The sequence below is a fragment of the Burkholderia sp. IO2 genome, assembly GCF_029522185.1.
GTDB classification, from domain to species: Bacteria; Pseudomonadota; Gammaproteobacteria; order Burkholderiales; family Burkholderiaceae; genus Burkholderia; species Burkholderia cenocepacia.
Genome location: NZ_JAKWFH010000091.1, coordinates 1 through 15,957, shown reverse-complemented (window position 1 = coordinate 15,957; position 15,957 = coordinate 1). Strand labels below are relative to the sequence as shown.

The 15,957-nt window shown below is 69.7% G+C and carries 14 protein-coding genes; 6 read left to right on the top strand and 8 right to left on the bottom strand.

Features of this window, described 5'->3' with window-relative positions:
• Positions 1–182 precede the first annotated feature (182 nt).
• Complete coding sequence (locus MMB92_RS33380; protein ID WP_277563221.1) at positions 183–734, top strand: DUF3005 domain-containing protein; 552 nt, start codon at positions 183–185, stop codon at positions 732–734.
• A 63-nt stretch (positions 735–797) separates the two neighbouring features.
• On the opposite strand, the gene MMB92_RS33375 is transcribed toward MMB92_RS33380, so the two are convergent.
• Complete coding sequence (locus MMB92_RS33375) at positions 798–1,559, bottom strand: DUF4397 domain-containing protein (protein ID WP_006491053.1); 762 nt, start codon at positions 1,557–1,559, stop codon at positions 798–800.
• A 292-nt stretch (positions 1,560–1,851) separates the two neighbouring features.
• Positions 1,852–3,159, bottom strand: a complete 1,308-nt coding sequence (locus MMB92_RS33370; protein ID WP_277563220.1) for an MFS transporter — start codon at positions 3,157–3,159, stop codon at positions 1,852–1,854.
• A gap of 538 nt (positions 3,160–3,697) precedes the next feature.
• Between MMB92_RS33370 and MMB92_RS33365 the strand changes: the two genes are divergently transcribed.
• Complete coding sequence (locus tag MMB92_RS33365) at positions 3,698–4,144, top strand: MarR family winged helix-turn-helix transcriptional regulator (RefSeq protein ID WP_006491051.1); 447 nt, start codon at positions 3,698–3,700, stop codon at positions 4,142–4,144.
• Positions 4,145–4,169: 25 nt separating this feature from the next.
• Here MMB92_RS33365 and MMB92_RS33360 read toward each other — a convergent pair whose 3' ends face one another.
• The 5 genes from MMB92_RS33360 to MMB92_RS33340 all read right to left on the bottom strand — a co-directional run bounded on the left by MMB92_RS33360 (position 4,170) and on the right by MMB92_RS33340 (position 9,976).
• On the bottom strand, positions 4,170–6,455 hold the full coding sequence (locus MMB92_RS33360; RefSeq protein ID WP_080323724.1) for a molybdopterin cofactor-binding domain-containing protein: 2,286 nt from the start codon (positions 6,453–6,455) through the stop codon (positions 4,170–4,172).
• Positions 6,456–6,606: 151 nt separating this feature from the next.
• Positions 6,607–7,260, bottom strand: a complete 654-nt coding sequence (locus MMB92_RS33355) for an isochorismatase family protein (protein WP_277563219.1) — start codon at positions 7,258–7,260, stop codon at positions 6,607–6,609.
• A gap of 19 nt (positions 7,261–7,279) precedes the next feature.
• A complete protein-coding gene (locus MMB92_RS33350; RefSeq protein ID WP_062885446.1) occupies positions 7,280–8,320 on the bottom strand; it encodes a hypothetical protein in 1,041 nt (346 codons plus the stop codon).
• Between the two features lie 45 nt (positions 8,321–8,365).
• Positions 8,366–9,196 (bottom strand): alpha/beta hydrolase, encoded by an 831-nt coding sequence (locus MMB92_RS33345; RefSeq protein WP_006495203.1) that lies wholly within the window; start codon positions 9,194–9,196, stop codon positions 8,366–8,368.
• Between the two features lie 27 nt (positions 9,197–9,223).
• Positions 9,224–9,976 (bottom strand): Asp/Glu racemase, encoded by a 753-nt coding sequence (locus MMB92_RS33340; protein ID WP_006483547.1) that lies wholly within the window; start codon positions 9,974–9,976, stop codon positions 9,224–9,226.
• A gap of 302 nt (positions 9,977–10,278) precedes the next feature.
• Between MMB92_RS33340 and MMB92_RS33335 the strand changes: the two genes are divergently transcribed.
• The 4 genes from MMB92_RS33335 to MMB92_RS33320 all read left to right on the top strand — a co-directional run bounded on the left by MMB92_RS33335 (position 10,279) and on the right by MMB92_RS33320 (position 15,076).
• The gene (locus MMB92_RS33335) at positions 10,279–11,436 is read left to right on the top strand and encodes an FAD-dependent monooxygenase (RefSeq protein WP_006495202.1); all 1,158 of its coding nucleotides are present in this window, start codon (positions 10,279–10,281) and stop codon (positions 11,434–11,436) included.
• Between the two features lie 175 nt (positions 11,437–11,611).
• Positions 11,612–12,115 carry a (2Fe-2S)-binding protein gene (locus MMB92_RS33330; RefSeq protein WP_058902944.1) on the top strand — a complete coding sequence of 168 codons (504 nt, stop codon included), beginning with the start codon at positions 11,612–11,614 and terminating at the stop codon, positions 12,113–12,115.
• Complete coding sequence (locus tag MMB92_RS33325; RefSeq protein ID WP_277563218.1) at positions 12,105–14,519, top strand: cytochrome c; 2,415 nt, start codon at positions 12,105–12,107, stop codon at positions 14,517–14,519. The genes MMB92_RS33330 and MMB92_RS33325 overlap by 11 nt, the downstream gene beginning before the upstream one ends.
• Positions 14,520–14,743: 224 nt before the next feature.
• Positions 14,744–15,076, top strand: coding sequence for a hypothetical protein (locus MMB92_RS33320; protein WP_034178297.1), 333 nt, complete (start codon positions 14,744–14,746; stop codon positions 15,074–15,076).
• Positions 15,077–15,191: 115 nt separating this feature from the next.
• On the opposite strand, the gene mmsB is transcribed toward MMB92_RS33320, so the two are convergent.
• Positions 15,192–15,957: 3-hydroxyisobutyrate dehydrogenase (gene mmsB / locus MMB92_RS33315; protein WP_277563217.1), on the bottom strand; the 766-nt coding region annotated here is incomplete at its 5' end.

The window sequence follows — 15,957 nt, the reverse complement described above, 5'->3', positions numbered from 1 at the left end:
GTCGGGCGGGCGGCGCGGCGGCGCGTCGTCCGCCGCGCGGGTGCGGTGCCGGCGGGCACGCGCGCCGGACGGCGTGCGTGCGCGGCCGTGCGCATGAAAGATTTGCAAGGACCGTTGTAGCGATTTCCGGCCCGGCGGCGACGGCGTGACGCCGGCGTCCGCCGGCCGGGCAAGGAGGTGCGATGCAGAACGCGGAATCGAACCCTACCCCGGAAAAGCAGCGGGAACAGATCGAGAAAAGCCCGGTGAAGACACCGGCGGCCGGCGATATGCCCGACGCGGCGACCCAGGCCGCGCAGGTGGCGCGGCGTCCGCTGACGCCGGAAGCGGTCGCCGGGAAGATGCCGACCGGCCTGCCGGCGATCGACGTCGACGCGCATGCGGTCGACAGCGGCGATCCGGTGCGCCGGGCCGCCGGCCGGATCGTCACGCTCGACAACGCGAACATGGCGATGACCGACAACACGGTCGACGTCGACGGCAAGGGCATGGAGGCGCGCACCGGCGCGTCGGAGTTGCAGGACAACATGATCTATTCGAACGCGTCGCTCGACGAGGCGATCGACACGCCCGACGAAGGGCTCGGCGGGATCGAGAGCCGGCCGTCCGGCAACATGCCGCAGATCGCGACGCGGCCGGGCTGGCGTGTGCGCCATGTCGGCGACGTCGATATCGAGCACGGCGACGGCACACGCGCCGAGCACGTGATCTGCCTCGAACGGTCCGACGACTGATACCGCTGACCGACACGCGGCGGCCGATGCGAGCGCACCGGCCGCCGCGATCGTTTTCGGCCCTTACTGCGGCCCGAGTTCCTGCGCGGACGTATCGGCGTCGTTGCCCTGGGCGACGAGCACGTGAATGTCGTTCGGCGTTACGTCGCCGACCCCGCCCGACGGGATCGTCAGCAGCAGCCAGTCGGCGTTGTTGCCGATGTTGACCGGTGCGGTCTTGAGGATCGGCGACTTGCTGCCGGCCGTCGTGACGACCACCTGGTAGGTGCCGCCGTTCAGGTAGACCGAATCCTGTGTCGTGGCCGGGACGGCGTTCTGGTAGGCCGCGCCCGCCATCGTCGGGCTGACCGTCGTGATGTCGGTGCCCGGCGCGACGACGTACACGTCGACGTTCTGCGCGTTCGGCGATGCGTTGAAGCTGCGCACGCGCGCCTTGTCCGACAGCAGCCCCTTGTCGTACGGGTCGTCGATGACGGAGATCAGCGACGTCGTGCTCGGCAGCGCGATCGTCGTGTAATGGTGACCGTTCGCCGCGCTGAACGATTGAGACGCGACGGTCGAGGTCGTGCCCGACACGTCGTAGCTCGCGGTCTGCGTGCCCGAATCGATGTCGTGATAGCGCGTCACGCCCTTGTAGGCGACACCTGACTGATCGACCTTCGCATTCAGGTAGTAATCGAGGTTCGGGCCGGCCGGCACCGCGTTGATGAAGCGCGCCTGCGGCTTCGAGATGCCGAGTACGGTCCCGGCGTCGTCGCCGCCGCCGCATGCCGTGAGCATGGAAATGACCGAGCACAGGGCCACTATCGTTCGTATTGATTTCATGTCGTCCTCTCGTTCAGGAAACCTGCATTGCGATGCGGGACCGCCGCGCAGAGAACCGCGCGGAGCGCAGCGCCGGTTGGAAGGAAGATGCTGTCCGCCGGATGGCGGGCGCGGGGATGACGCAATCGACGTGCCTGTGCGGCGCAAAAACCGGCGAACCACGGCGGCGTGGGGCAGGCAGCGCGCACGCGCCGGGATGGCGGCGTGCGCGGGAGGACGTGGGGAGCGTGGGAGCAGACCGCGCGATCGACGCGGTTGTAAAAAGGGAGCGTCGCGCGCGCGGCGCGAGGCGTCAGCGGTTCACGAGCCGGGCCGGGTAGGCGAGCGCGAGTGCGCAGCCGACCAGCATGCATGCGGCAAAACCATACAAGCCCGCGCTTTGCGAATGGAACGTATCGCGCAGCCAGCCGATGAAATAGGTGCTGCCGAAGCCGCCGAGGTTCGCGATCGAGCATGCGAACGCGATGCCGCCGGCGGCGGCCGAGCCCTTCAGGAACGTCGACGGCAGCGCCCACACGACCGGCATCGCGGCGGCGGCGCCGGCGTTGATCAGCGAGAACAGCAGCACCGTGCCGAGCGTGCCGTGCGACGACGAAGCCGCGATCGCCAGCGCGACGGCCGACACCATGAACGGTACGACGATATGCCAGCGGCGCTCGCGCGCGCGGTCGGAGCTCGCGCCGCAGTACAGCGTGGCGAGCACGGCGGCGGCGTTCGGGATCACCATCAGCCAGCCGATGTGATACGCGTCCTTCACGCCGGTGTCGCGCAGGATCGTCGGCAGCCAGAAACTCACCGCATACAGGCCGAGCAGCACGCACAGGTCGATCAAGCCGAGCGCCCACACCTTCGGATCGGAGAACGCCTTGCCGAGCGCGTGGCTCTTGTTGCCGGACGGATCGGCGTCGAGATTCGCGCGCAGCACCCGCTTCTCGTCGGCGTTCAGCCATTGCGCGGATTCGATGCCGTTGGGCAGCCAGTGCAGCACCGCGAAGCCGAGCAGCACCGACGGCAGCGCCTCGAGCAGGAACAGCCACTGCCAGCCGCCGAGCCCGTGCGCGCCGTCGAACGCCCGCATGATCCAGCCGGAGATCGGACTGCCGATCATGCTCGACAGCGGCAGGCCGACCATGAACAGCGCGACGATCCGCGCGCGGCGCGCATCGGGATACCACTGCGTCAGGTACAGCAGCACGCCCGGCAGGAAGCCGGCTTCGGCGGCGCCGAGCAGGAAGCGCACGATATAGAACTGCATCGGCGTGTGCACGAACATCGTCGCACCCGACAGCAGACCCCACGTGATCATGATCCGCGCGATCCACAGCTTCGCGCCGACGCGTTGCAGCACCAGATTGCTCGGGACTTCGAACAGGATGTAGCCGGCGAAGAACAGGCCGGCGCCGAGGCCGTACACGGTGTCGCTGAACTTCAGCGCGTCGAGCATCTGGAGCTTCGCGAGCCCGATGTTGATGCGGTCGAGATAGGCCGCGAAGTAACACAGGCAGAAGAGGGTGATGAGGCGCAGCGTGACCTTGCGATAGAGAGTGCCGTGCAGCGCGTCGTCGGGGGAAACGGCGGCGCTCGGGTGTGCGGTAGACATGGGACTGCCCCTGTTCGAGTGTGACGGATGAATGGGTGGCTCGATCGACGCGAGCGGACGTTCCGCTGCGCACTGGAGTCTGTATATCACGTCAAATACGTAGCGTACACACTAGAAAATACCGAAGCGCACAGGCATGGATATGGCCGCCGAAAAGCAAGCGTTTGCATGAGAAAAGGCCGTGTTTGAAAAGGGGTTTTGCTCGATATGGAGCGTGCGCTGAAAAGGTCGGTTCATCGCGGGAGGCATGCACGAAATTCGTGCGTATGCACTCAAAATTGAAGTGTGTGCACGAAGATCTGCCGCAGCACGCGAGCGCATGTCCGGCAGGCGTTGCGATGGTGCTCGACCCGGCCGGCGCACCGATGCGATGGTCGGACGCATCGCCGCGATCGGGCGGTCGTCACGCGCGACTTGCACGCGATGCCGCGAATCATGATGCACCGCAATGACGCGCCCGGCCGGTCGCCGGTCGCACCGATTTGAGGGTGTACACTGCTTGTCTTTCATTTGCATGCAGGCGTGGGCCGGCACTCTCATGGCGTCTTCCAAGGATTCGTACGATTTTCACGACCAGGTCGGGCATCTGCTGCGCCGCGCGTATCAGCGGCACGTTTCGATTTTCCAGGAAGCGATTCCCGATTCGGATCTCACGGCCGCGCAGTTCGTGACGCTGTGCGCGGTCAAGGAGCGGCAGGCGTGTTCGCTGAACGACATCGTCAAGGCGACCGCGATCGACCAGGCGACGATTCGCGGCGTCGTCGAGCGGCTCAAGACACGCGCGCTGATCGAGGTGTTGCCCGACCCGAACGACGGCCGCAAGCTGATCGTGCGCGCAACCGCGGCCGGCCTCGCGCTGATCGACCGCACGGTGCCGTTCGCGCGGCAGGTGACGGAACGCACGTATGGCGCGCTCAATCCCGGCGAGCGGGTCGCGCTGCAGTTCCTGCTGCGCAAGATGATGGAAGAAGACGGCGACGCGTGACGGGTGACGCGCGGCGCGGGCCGCCCTACGTCGCGCCCGCGGTGACCGGTGCGCGGGCCGCCTCCGCGCTCATCAGCCGGCCCGCTTCGCGCAGCGCGGCCCGCACCGTTTCCGGCGTGAACGGCGGGGCGTAGAACCGTACGCCGGTGGCATCGAACAGCGCGTTCGCGACCGCCGCCGGCCCCGGCACCGATGCCGATTCGCCCGCACCCAGCGGCGGTTCGCCTTGCCGCGGCATCAGCACGACGTCGACGTCCGGCACTTCCGCGAACGTCAGGATCGGGTAGCTCGCCCATTCGCGCGACGCGACCTTGCCGTCCGCGAACCGCACGCGTTCCTTCAGCGTGCGACTCAATACCTGGATCACGTTGCCGTGGATCTGGTGGCGCACGCCATCGGGGTTGATCATCGTGCCCGTGTCCTGACCGACCGTCACGCGCTCGATACGAATCTCGCCCGACACGCGATCGACGCTCAGATCGACGATCCACGCCGACCATGCCGCGCCGAAACCGGGGAAGCGGCTGTGCACGTAGCGCGCATACGCGATCCCGCGGCCATGCACGAGCCGCGATGCGTCGCGTTCGTTCGTCGGGCGCGGCGCGCGCGGCGTCCAGCCCGCGCGGTCGGCCACTGCCTGCAGCAGTTCGGTTGCGCGCAGATCCTGCAGATGGCGCAGCCGGAACGCGAGCGGATCGACGCCGGTCAGCGCCGCGCATTCGTCGACGAATGCATCGTGCGCGAACGAATTCGGCAAGGCCGATACGCCGCGCAGCCACGATGCGCGCACGAGCGGCGCGAGATCCTCGCAGACGAAGCGCCGATGCGGGCTCGCATACGGCGACACGGCCGTGCGGTCGCCCATCTCGAACACGCGCGGTTCGGGCGCGATCGCGCCGGTCAGCAGCGCCGCGAGCAGCGGCGCGTCGTTCGACGGGTAGCGTGTCGTGAAGTCATAGCCCAGCAGGCGGCCGTCGCGCGTGACGGTGCCCGTCACCTGCATCGACTGGCCCGCGCCTTTCGGTTCCCACAGATGTTCGTCCGCGCGCGACAGTTGCACACGCACCGGGCGGCCGACCGCGCGCGACAGCAGCAGCGCGTCGCCGCACACGTCGTCCGCGCCGTTGCGGCCGTAGCAGCCGGCCGCTTCCATCCGCACGATGTCGACATCGGCTTCGTCGCGCGCGACGAGCGTCGCGAGGTCGTAGCGCAGCGACACGGGATTCTGCGTGCCGGACCACACGGTGATGCGCCCGTCGCCGGGCGCGCGGTAGTCGGCGAGCGCACAGGACGGGCCGATCGAGCCGTGCATCTGGAACGGCCACGCGTAAGTACGCGACAGCGTGAGCGTGTCCGGTTCCGATCGCGCGGCGTCGACGTCGCCTTCGTCGAGCAGCACGCGCCGTCTGGCCGGCGCGGCGGCGATCGCGGCGGCCGGTTCGTCGAGCGGCGGCAGCGCCGGCAGCGGCCGCCACGTCACGCGCAACTGGCGCGCGGCGCGGATCGCCTGCTCCTCGCGCTCGGCGACCACGCCGACGAAATCGCCGAGCACGACGACGGCCACGAGCCCCGGCACGTCGGCCACCGACGCGCGATCGACGTCCAGCAGCGACGTGCCGACGAACGGGCCGCTGTCGTGGCCCGCGTACGGCGGCCGTACGACGCGGCCGTGCAGCATGCCCGGCACGCGCATGTCGTGCACGAACGTGAGCTGGCCGGTCGCCTTCGCGGGCAGGTCGACGCGTGGCGACGCGCGGCCGACGATCCGGTATCGAGCAGGGTCCTTCGTGCGGGTGTTCAGGTCGAGCGTCAGCGCGATCCGCCGCGCGGCGACGAGCGCGGCGAACGTGATCGTGTGTCCCTCGGCGGAAATCGTTCCGTCGTCGATGTCCAGCCGCGCCGTGTCGACGCCGAACCGCTCGGCGGCGAGCGCGAGCAGCGCGTGACGGGCCTGCGCGGCCGCGCAGCGCAGCGGCGTCGCGGCAATCTGGATCGTCGCGCTCGCGATGGTCGGGCCCTGGTTCGGCGTCGCGGCCGTGTCGCCGAGCACCATCGTCACGCGCGCGGCCGGCACGTCGAGTTCCTCGGCGACGATCTGCGCGAGCGACGTGCGGATGCCGGTGCCGAGATCGACGTGTCCGTTGAATGCGAGGATGCGGCCGTCGTCGAGAATCGCGACGAAGACTTCGGGCAGCGCCGGCACGTAGGACGACAGGCTGCCCGGCTGGCCGGGCGCCGGCTTCACGGGCGGCGCGGGCGGCCGGATCACGGTCAGGCAGCCGGTGCGCGCGAGCAGTTCGGAGCGGTTCACGGGGAGAGGTCCTGTCGAGGGCGGCGTGGCCGGCGGGTGATGGCGTCGGGCAGCGTGCGGGGCGGCGGCGCGCGTGAAGTCAATCTAGGCCGCCAAAAGCGCAGCGTCAATCGCGGGCGGCACACCCGCGCCGCCCGCGATGCGTCGCGACTCAGCGTGCGCGGGCCTGCACGGCGTCGATCGCCGCGATCGCATCGTCGAGCGGCATCACGGCCGCATATTTCTGCTGCATGTCGAACAGGTTCGCGTCGTGCGGCGCGATCGCGCGATCGCCGACGCAATCGGCGAGCACGAGCGGGCGGAACCCGTGCGACATCGCGTCGACGACGCTCGCGCGCACGCAGCCGCTCGTCACGGCGCCCGCGACGAGCAGCGTCTGCACCGCGCGCTGCGCGAGCCACGGCGCGAGTTGCGTGCCGAAGAACGCGGACGGCACGGTCTTGCGCACGACGAGTTCGCCCGGCGCGGGCGTGAGTTCGGGCACGATCGCGCTGTTCGGATGATGCTCGGTCAGCGTCGCCATGCCGGGCACCTTCAGCGAGAACACGTTGTCGTCGCTGCCGTCGTCCGCATACACGATGCGGCTGTGCGCGACCGGCCAGCCGCGTTCGCGCGCGAGCGCCAGCGCATGCGTGGTGCGCGCGATCGCCGGCGCGATGTTGCCGCCGCCGAAGGTCGCGGGATCGGCGAAGCCGACCACGAAGTCGACGATCAGCAGGCCGAGGTTGCCGTGCGGCGGCAGCGGCGTGCCGAAACCCTGCTGGCGATACACGTTCGCTTCGGCGTGACGGGAAAGATTGTTCATGGTGTCGGGCTCGTCGGTATCAGGCGGGTTGGTCGGTCACGCGGCCGTCGCGCACGACGGTCTCGCCGTCGAGTTCGACCGTGCAGCGGCGCAGCGGGATGTCGATATGGCAGGTGGTCGTGCGGCTGCCGCCGCCTTCGTTGTTCGGGCCGAGCGAGAACAGGAAGTTGCCCTCGAACGCGCGCGCGTCCATCCCGATCGTCGCCTCGCGGTCGTACAGCCCGAGCGTCGACCAGCGCGCGCGCGGCTGCAGCCCCCAGCCAATATGCGAGATCGCATAGCCTTCGGGGTCGGCGAACGTGTCCATGTAGTCGCGCAGCAGGTCGGCGTCGACGCCGCCTTCGATGCGCGTCGCGTAACCGCCTTCGACGGTCAGCGCGATCGGCTCGCGCACGTAGTGCTTCTGCGGCAGCAGGATGTCGCCGCGGTCGATCACGATCGTGCCGCGCGCGGTGCGATCGTTCGGATAGGTCAGCGCGAAGCCGCTCGGCCAGTGGTCCCAGCGGCCCGGCGCGTCGACGAAGCCGTATTCGGCGGTCGGCGGGAACTCGCCGAGCGGGCACACGAGCGCGGTGCCGGCCGCCGAGCTCACGCGCATCTCGCGCGCGGCGGCGATTTTCTTCGATGCGGCGAGCACGCGCGTGCGGTCGGCCAGGGTCGGCACCATCCGCACCAGCACTTCGGGCGGCTCGACCGCGAGCAGGATCTTCGTGCCCGATTTCAGGATGTCGTGCTGCTCGGGCGAGAACAGCAGCGTCATCAGATCGAGCACGAGGTCGCTCTCGCGCAGCGCGGCGATCGCGGCGCGGTTGCCGGTCAGCGGCGTCGTGCCGAGGTAGGCGAGCGGGTCGCGGCTGAATGCCTTGTCGCCGTTGACGGGCGGCAGGTCGAGCCGGTTGACGATCGCGCCGAGCGATTGCGTCGCGATCAGCGCGCACGACAGCGTCTGCGGATGGGTGGCCGCGCTCGTCAGGATCGTGACGGTCTGGCCCGGTTCGAGGCGCGACAGCGTGAGGACCTGCTTCCACGCGTCGATCAGTTGGGTATCGCTGACTGGCATCGTCGGCTCCGGTAAAGGCGTGAAGGAAAGCGGCGGACGCCGCGCTCAGGGCGCGAGCGGCGCGCCGAGGAAGTCGCCGAACGCCGCGTAGAAGCCCGCCGCGTTGTCCCACGGGATCATGTGGCCGGCGTCGGGCACGCGCACGTGCCGCATCGTCGGCGTCGCGCGCTGCAGCTCGGCAACGTCGTCGTCGCGCACCACGTCGCCGCGCTCGGCGGTGATCAGCAGCGACGGCACGGCCAGTTGTGCGGCATCCGCGTGGAAATCGTCGGTGTGGAAGCCTTCGTACGACGTGCGCACTGCGCGTTCGTCGCAGGTGTGCAGCCATTCGGCGCGCAACTGCAGCTCGGCATCGGTCCAGGTCGGGCAGAACGCGCGCATGCCTTCGGCGTCCGTGCCGGCACGCGCGAGCGCCATCGAGTCGATGTACCACGGCAGCTTGCCCGGGTAGTCGCGGCGGTTCGGGCCCGAGACGGGCGGATCGACCAGCACGACGGAGGCGAGCCCGCGGATGCCGCGCCGGGCCGCGCGCGCGGCGATCCGCGCGCCCATCGAATGGCCGACGAGGCTCGTGCGCGGCAGATCGAGCGCGGCGACGAGCGCCGCGACGTCGTCCGCCTGTGCATCGAGGCTGTAGTCGAGCGACGGCGACGCGTCCGACAGCCCGCGGCCGCGCACGTCGAGCACGTAGGTGTCGAACGCCGCGCCGAAGGTTTCGCCGACGAAGCCCCACGTGATCGCGGGGCTCGTGATGCCGGGAATCAGCACGATCGCCGGGCGCGACGCGCGTGCGCCGGTCGCGCCGCCGTAGCGCAGATAGTGCTGGCGGATGCCGTTGGCGCGGACGTTCGCGCCGTACAGGAAAGTCGAGGACATGAAGATGCTCCGAAGTAGCGGCGGCGCTCAGTACGCGCCGGACAGCAGCGCGCCGGCGCCGGGCACGACCGGTTCGAGATCGAGTTCGCGCAGCATCGCGTAGGTGGTCGCGATCGCGGCGGTGATCACCGGCTTGCCCGTCATCGCCTCGACCTTCGCGACGGCGGGCAGCGACGGCATCTGCACGCACGCGGACAGCACGATCGCGTCGGCGTCCTGGTACGGCAGCGTCTTCACGATGTCGGGCAGGCGCGCCGGATCGTGGCGGCCGACGTCGAGGTTATCGGGGATTTCCAGCGCGCGGTACGCGAGCACGTCGAAGCCTTCGTTGCGGATGTAGTCGACCACCAGCTCGGTGAGCGGCAGCATGTACGGCGCGACGACGACGATGCGCTTCGCGCCGATCACCTTCAGCGCGTCGACCAGCGCACCCGCGCTCGTCAGCACCGGCGCCTGCGCGCCGTTGTCGGCCGTGTGCTTCGTGAGGCGCGCCTGCGACACGCGGTGGTAGCCGTGCCCCATCGCCATGATCGCGACGAGGCACGCGTAGCCGAGCACGTCGACGCGCGCATCGCTCAGTTCCACCGCGCAGCGGTCCGATTCGGCGTCCATCGCCGCGAGTTCTTCCTTGACGACCTTCTTCATCCGCATCCGGCTCGAGTGATACGTAAAGCGCTCGGGGCGGATCGCTTCGCGCAGCCGCAGCATCGCGGGAATTTCCGTTTCCATCGTCGTGTTGGAACTCGGCACGATCTGGCCGATGCGGTAGGTCTTGCTCATGACGGGAGGCTCCGTGTCGGTAAGGAGGGGGCGGCACGCTGGCGCGGGATCGCCGGATGTTGGGCAAAGTCTAGTGTGTACATTTGAAAATGGCAAATGGATCAAAATGACGTTCGACACGGCTGGATTGTTGTTGTGCGCGGGATTTTATCGATTTATTAGTGATTTCCCGAATGTGGCGATGTCGATCAACAATCCGCTTGTCCTGAATAAATTGAGTGTGTACGCTGCATAAGCGCCATTCAATCCGCCCGTCCTTGCACCGTGTTCGGCAACGGGCCACCCACGATCAGGAGATCCGCATGAGCAAACCCCGTATCGCAATCATCGGCGCCGGTCTCGGCGGCACGGCCGCGGCTGCGCTGCTGCAGCGCGGCGGCTACGACGTCGCGCTGTACGAGCAGGCGCCCGCGTTCTCGCGCCTCGGCGCGGGGATCCATCTCGGCCCGAACGTGATGAAGATCATGCGGCGCATCGGCTGCGAGGACGCGCTGGAGACGATGGGTTCGCATCCGGATTTCTGGTACAGCCGCGACTGGCGCACGGCCGACGTGCTGTCGCAGATTCCGCTCGGCGACTACGCGCGCAAGACTTACGGCGCGCGCTACCTGACCGTGCATCGCGGCGATTTCCATGCGCTGATGACGCAGGCGGTGACGCCCGGCACGATCCGCTTCGGCAAGAAGCTCGCGGCGGTGGAGGACACCGGCAGCGACGTGCGCCTGACGTTCGCCGACGGCAGCGTCGAGACGGCCGACATCGCGATCGGCGCGGACGGCGTGAATTCGCGCATCCGCGAGCACCTGCTCGGTGCGGAGCCGCCGCGCTACACCGGTTACGTCGCGCACCGCGCGGTGTTCCCGGCCGCGCTGCTCGGCAACAAGCCGTACGACATGTGCGTGAAGTGGTGGTCGGAGGATCGCCACATGATGGTCTACTACGTGACCGAGAAGCGCGACGAGTACTACTACGTGACCGGCGTGCCGCAGGCCGAGTGGCCGGAAGGCGTGTCGATGGTCGACAGCAGCCGCGACGAGATGCGCGAGGCGTTCGCCGGTTTCCACGCCGACATCCAGCATTTGATCGACGTCTCGCCGTCGATCACCAAATGGCCGCTGCTGGAACGCGATCCGCTGCCGTTGTGGAGTCGCGGCCGTCTCGTGCTGCTCGGCGACGCGTGCCATCCGATGAAGCCGCACATGGCGCAGGGCGCGGCGATGGCGATCGAGGATGCGGCGATGCTCGCGCGCTGTCTCGACGAGGTCGGCATCGGCGACCATGCGGGTGCGTTCGCGCTGTACGAGGCGAACCGCGCGGCGCGCGCGTCGAAGGTGCAGCTCGTGTCGCACAACAACACGTGGCTGCGCACCAACGAGGATCCGTCGTGGGTGTTCGGATACGACGTATTCGACGTGCCGCTCGAAGCGCCGTCGCGCAGCAACGTGGCGGCCGCGGCCTGACGCGCGGCGCCCGCGCCGGCCGGCGCCGTGCAGCCGCCTCGCCGGTGCGGGGCCGATGCGCCGCAACGCACGCATTTCGGCGTGTTATATGTCAGGCGCGCGCCGACAAGCGCCAGCCGGCGGCCGTGCCCGCCGCCGGCCGACTCGGCCCGCATTCTGCATTCCGGATCGATCAATGTCCCATCCCGCTTCTCCGCCGCGGCCGCTGGCGTTTCGCGTGAACGGCACGCCGTACACCGTCGCCGACGCCATGCCCGACACGCCGCTGCTGCTGGTCCTGCGCAACGACTGCGCGCTCAATGGCCCGAAATACGGCTGCGGGCTCGGGCAATGCGGTGCGTGCACGGTGCTCGTCGACGGGCAGCCCACGCGTTCATGCGTCGTGCCGGCCGCCGCCGCGCATGGACGCGACGTCACGACGCTGGAAGGGCTCGGGTCGTGCGACGCGCCGCATCCGATCCAGCGCGCGTTCATCGACGAGCAGGCCGCGCAATGCGGGTATTGCCTGAACGGGATGATCATGAGCACGAAGGCGCTGCTCGATCGCAACCCCGCGCCCGACGATGCGGCGATCCGGGATGCGCTGCGCTTCAACCTGTGCCGTTGCGGCACGCATCTGGAGATCATTCGCGCGGTGCATCGCGCCGCACGCTATCTGCGAGGCGGCGATGAAGCATGACGCAGGTTCGCCCGTGGCGCCGGCGCGCGTGACGGAACCGGCGCCGCCCGATGACGCGGCCGCCGACGCATCGCGCCCGCATCGCGCGCGCTACGCGTGGCCGATCGGCGCTGCGTACACGCATGCATCGTTCGATATCGAAACACGGACCGCGCCCGACGGCCGGATGACGACCTGGCGCTATCGCGCGCAGGCGGCCGGCGCGGGCGGGGACGATGCTCGCGGTGTGGACGAGCGTGCCGGGCGCGGTCCCGCATCGCCATTCGTCTACCGGCACGCGCAGACGTCGATCGAACTGGCCGATGAAGATGGCGCGATTCCCGGTCACGCGCACGTGTTTGCCCGCGAGTCCTTCGTCGACGAACTCGCGGGCGCGTTGCGGCGCGACCCGGTCGCGTTGCGGTTGCAGCATCTCGATGCCGAGCGCGATGCGGGGCCGCGCGAAACGATCCGGATGGTCAGCGAACGCGCCGCCTGGGGGGTGCCGGCTGCGGCCGGGGCGAACGCGGCGTCGCGTGTCAGCGGTCGCGGTTTCGCATTCGATGGCGAGCGTGTCGATGCGCACGCAACCGCATCCGGCGACGATGCCGACCATGACCGCGATCCGCGCTGGTCCGCGTGGGTCGTCGATCTCGACGTGGACTGCGCGACGGGCGACGTCTCGGTGCGGCGCGTGGTGGCCGGTCAGGGCACCGGCGAGCCGGGCGACGCGTCGCTGGCCGGCCTGCCCGCGTGGCAGATCGAGGCCGCGATTTCCCGCGTGATGGGCGCACGGTTGTCCGCGCGGCCCGCGCACGACGAGACCGGTGCCGGCGAGCGGGCCGACGCGATCGCGCACGAACTGATTGCAGTCGACGCGGCCGCGCGTCGCGCGCACGGTGACCTGTCCGAACACGATGCGCGGCGGATCGAACAGGCGGCCGCGCCGGCCGCTGCCGCGATCGCGAACGCGCTGTACGACGCGACGGGCGTGCGGTTTCGCGCACCGCCGTTCGATGCCGCGCACATTCGCGCCGCGCTCGCGCAACCGGTGCCGTTCGATGCCGGCGACGGCCGGCAAGCAGCCCCGCGCCGCGCGTCGCGCTGGCGCCGCTGGCTGGCCGGCGGCGGCGCGGGCGGGGTGGTCGGCGGGCTGATCGGGCTGGCGTGCGCGATCCTGCCGGGCCCCGCGCCGATCGCGCCCGTTGCGTCGATGGCGCCCGGCGGCGCGGACGGCGCGACGTGGAGCGCGGCGATGCTCGAACGCGGCCGCCAGGTCGCGCTCGCCGGCGATTGCGCGGTATGCCACACGGCGCCCGGCGGCGCGACCAACGCGGGCGGCCTCACGCTCGATACGCCGTTCGGCACGATCTACACGACGAACCTCACGCCCGATCCGGACACCGGCATCGGTGCGTGGTCATACCCGGCGTTCGCCCGCGCGATGCGCGAAGGCATCTCGCGCGACGGTTCGCACCTGTATCCGGCGTTTCCGTACACCGCATTCGCGAAGCTGAGCGAGCCCGATCTGCTCGCGCTCTATGCGTACCTGATGTCGCAGCCGCCGGTGAAGCACGTGCCGCCGAAGACGAAGCTGCCGTTCCCGCTCGACCAGCGGCGGCTCGTGGCCGGCTGGAACTGGCTGTATCACGACGCGCGGCCGTTTGCGCCGGACCCGGCGCGTTCGGCGATGTGGAATCGCGGCAAGTATCTGGTCGACGGCGCCGGACACTGCGGCGCCTGCCATACGCCGCGCAACGCGCTCGGCGCGGAGAAGGGCGGCCTCGCCTACCTGTCGGGCGGCGAAGCGGAAGGATGGGTCGCGCCGCCGCTCGTCGCGTCGCCGGCCGCGCCGGTGCCATGGACCGAAGGCGCGCTGTTCGACTATCTGCGCACCGGGTTCTCGGCGCAGCACGGCGTCGCGGCCGGGCCGATGGCGCCCGTCGTCGCGGGGCTCGCGGCGCTGCCCGAGTCCGACGTGCAGGCGATCGCGCACTATCTGGCGTCGCTGTCGCCGCCCGTCGATGCGGCGGTCGCCGCGAACGCGGCCGCCGGCCACGCGCGCGGCGCGGACACCGTCGCGACGCTCGGCCTCGAGAACGGCCGCCGCGCGTTCGAAGCCGCGTGCGCGGTCTGTCATGCGGAATCGGGCGGTGTCGGGCATTTCGGCGTGCGTCCGCTGATGGGGCTCAACACGAGCGTCAGCCAGGCGACGCCGGACAACCTGCTGCGCGTGCTGCACCACGGGATCGACCAGCCGGCCACCGACCGGCTCGGCTACATGCCGGGCTTCGGCGATGCCTTCGACGATCGGCAGATGGCCGAGCTTGCCGCGTACATCCGCGCGCGCTACGCGCCGGGGCAGCCGGCGTGGCGCAACCTCGCGGAAGCATCCGCTCGAATCCGTCAGGCGGGTGCACATTGACCGTCGCGCCGGCGTGAGCGGCCGCGCCGGCGGGCATGCCGGGCGAAATGACCTGACGTACGAAAACGATGGCCGGCGACGGCTGTAATTCTTGCCAGATTTGGCCATCGTTTAACCATTCGAAACAATGTGTTCACCGAAAGGGGCATGATCTCCGGCGATCGAGCAGGCATACTGTCGCCTATGTTGTTCAATGCACGTCGACCGGCGTGCGCCTGCCCTCCATGTCCATTCCAGTCTCTTTTCGAACCCTGCGATGGTTGACCATTGCGGCTGCTGCATGCTTGCTCGCCGCGTGTTCGACTGCTTCCGACGTGACCGCGACGTCGAACCCGAACGTGTTCACCGTGACGACGCGCACGATCGGCGTGTCGACGACGTGGGCCGACGCCCACGAGAAGGCCGTCAACGAAGCCACCAACTACTGCACGCAGCGCGGGATGCGCGCAAGCGTGAAGCAGGAATCGCTGACCGGCGGCCGCCGCGTCGACGCCCGCTCCGAACTCGCGTTCGAGTGCCATCCGACCTTCGAGACGGCGTCGAACCCGCGCGGTTGACCGACCGGCGGCATGACGCCGCCGCCCGCGTTTTTCTTCCCCCGCCGGCAAACCGACCCGCGATGCCGTTCCGGCCCATCGCGGGTCGACGCACGTCCGGCGTCGGCCGGGCAGGTCAGGCCGGCTGCGCCTCGTACAGCTTTACGCACGCGGAGAAGTCGAGCGTGCCGAGCCCCTGCTGGCTCATCGACTGATACAGCTGCTGCGCGAGCGCGCCCATCCAGACCGGCTGATGCGCGCTGCGCGCGGCTTCCGTCGCGAGCCCGAGATCCTTCAGCATCAGGTTCGCCGCGAAGCCGCCCGCATAGCCGCGTGCGGCTGGCGCCGTGTCGCTCACGCCCGGATACGGGTTGTACGCGTCCGAACTCCAGCAGCGGCCGGTCGACGTGTTGATGATGCCGGCCAGCACGGCCGGTTCGATGCCGAGCGCGGCGCCGAGCGCCATCGCTTCCGATACGCCCATCATCGAGATGCCGAGCAGCAGGTTGTTGCAGATCTTCGCGATCTGGCCGGTGCCGGTGCCGCCGCAGTGCACGACGTTCTTGCCCATGTCGAGCAGTACCGGGCGGATGCGCTCGAACAGCGGCGCGTCCGCGCCAACCATGAAGGTCAGCGTGCCGGCCTGCGCGCCGCCGGTGCCGCCCGACACGGGCGCATCGGCGAGCGGGAAGTCGCGCTGCGCGGCGGCGTCGGCCACCGCGCGCACGGTGCCCGGATCGATCGTGCTGCAGTCGATCAGCGTCGCGCCGGCGCGCGCGCCGGCCAGCACGCCGTCGTCGCCGAGGTAGACGGCGCGCACGTGCTGCGCGGCCGGCAGCATCGTGATCACGACCGCGCCGCGCGCCGCCGCTTCGCGCGGCGAGCCGGCCGCCGTCGCGCCG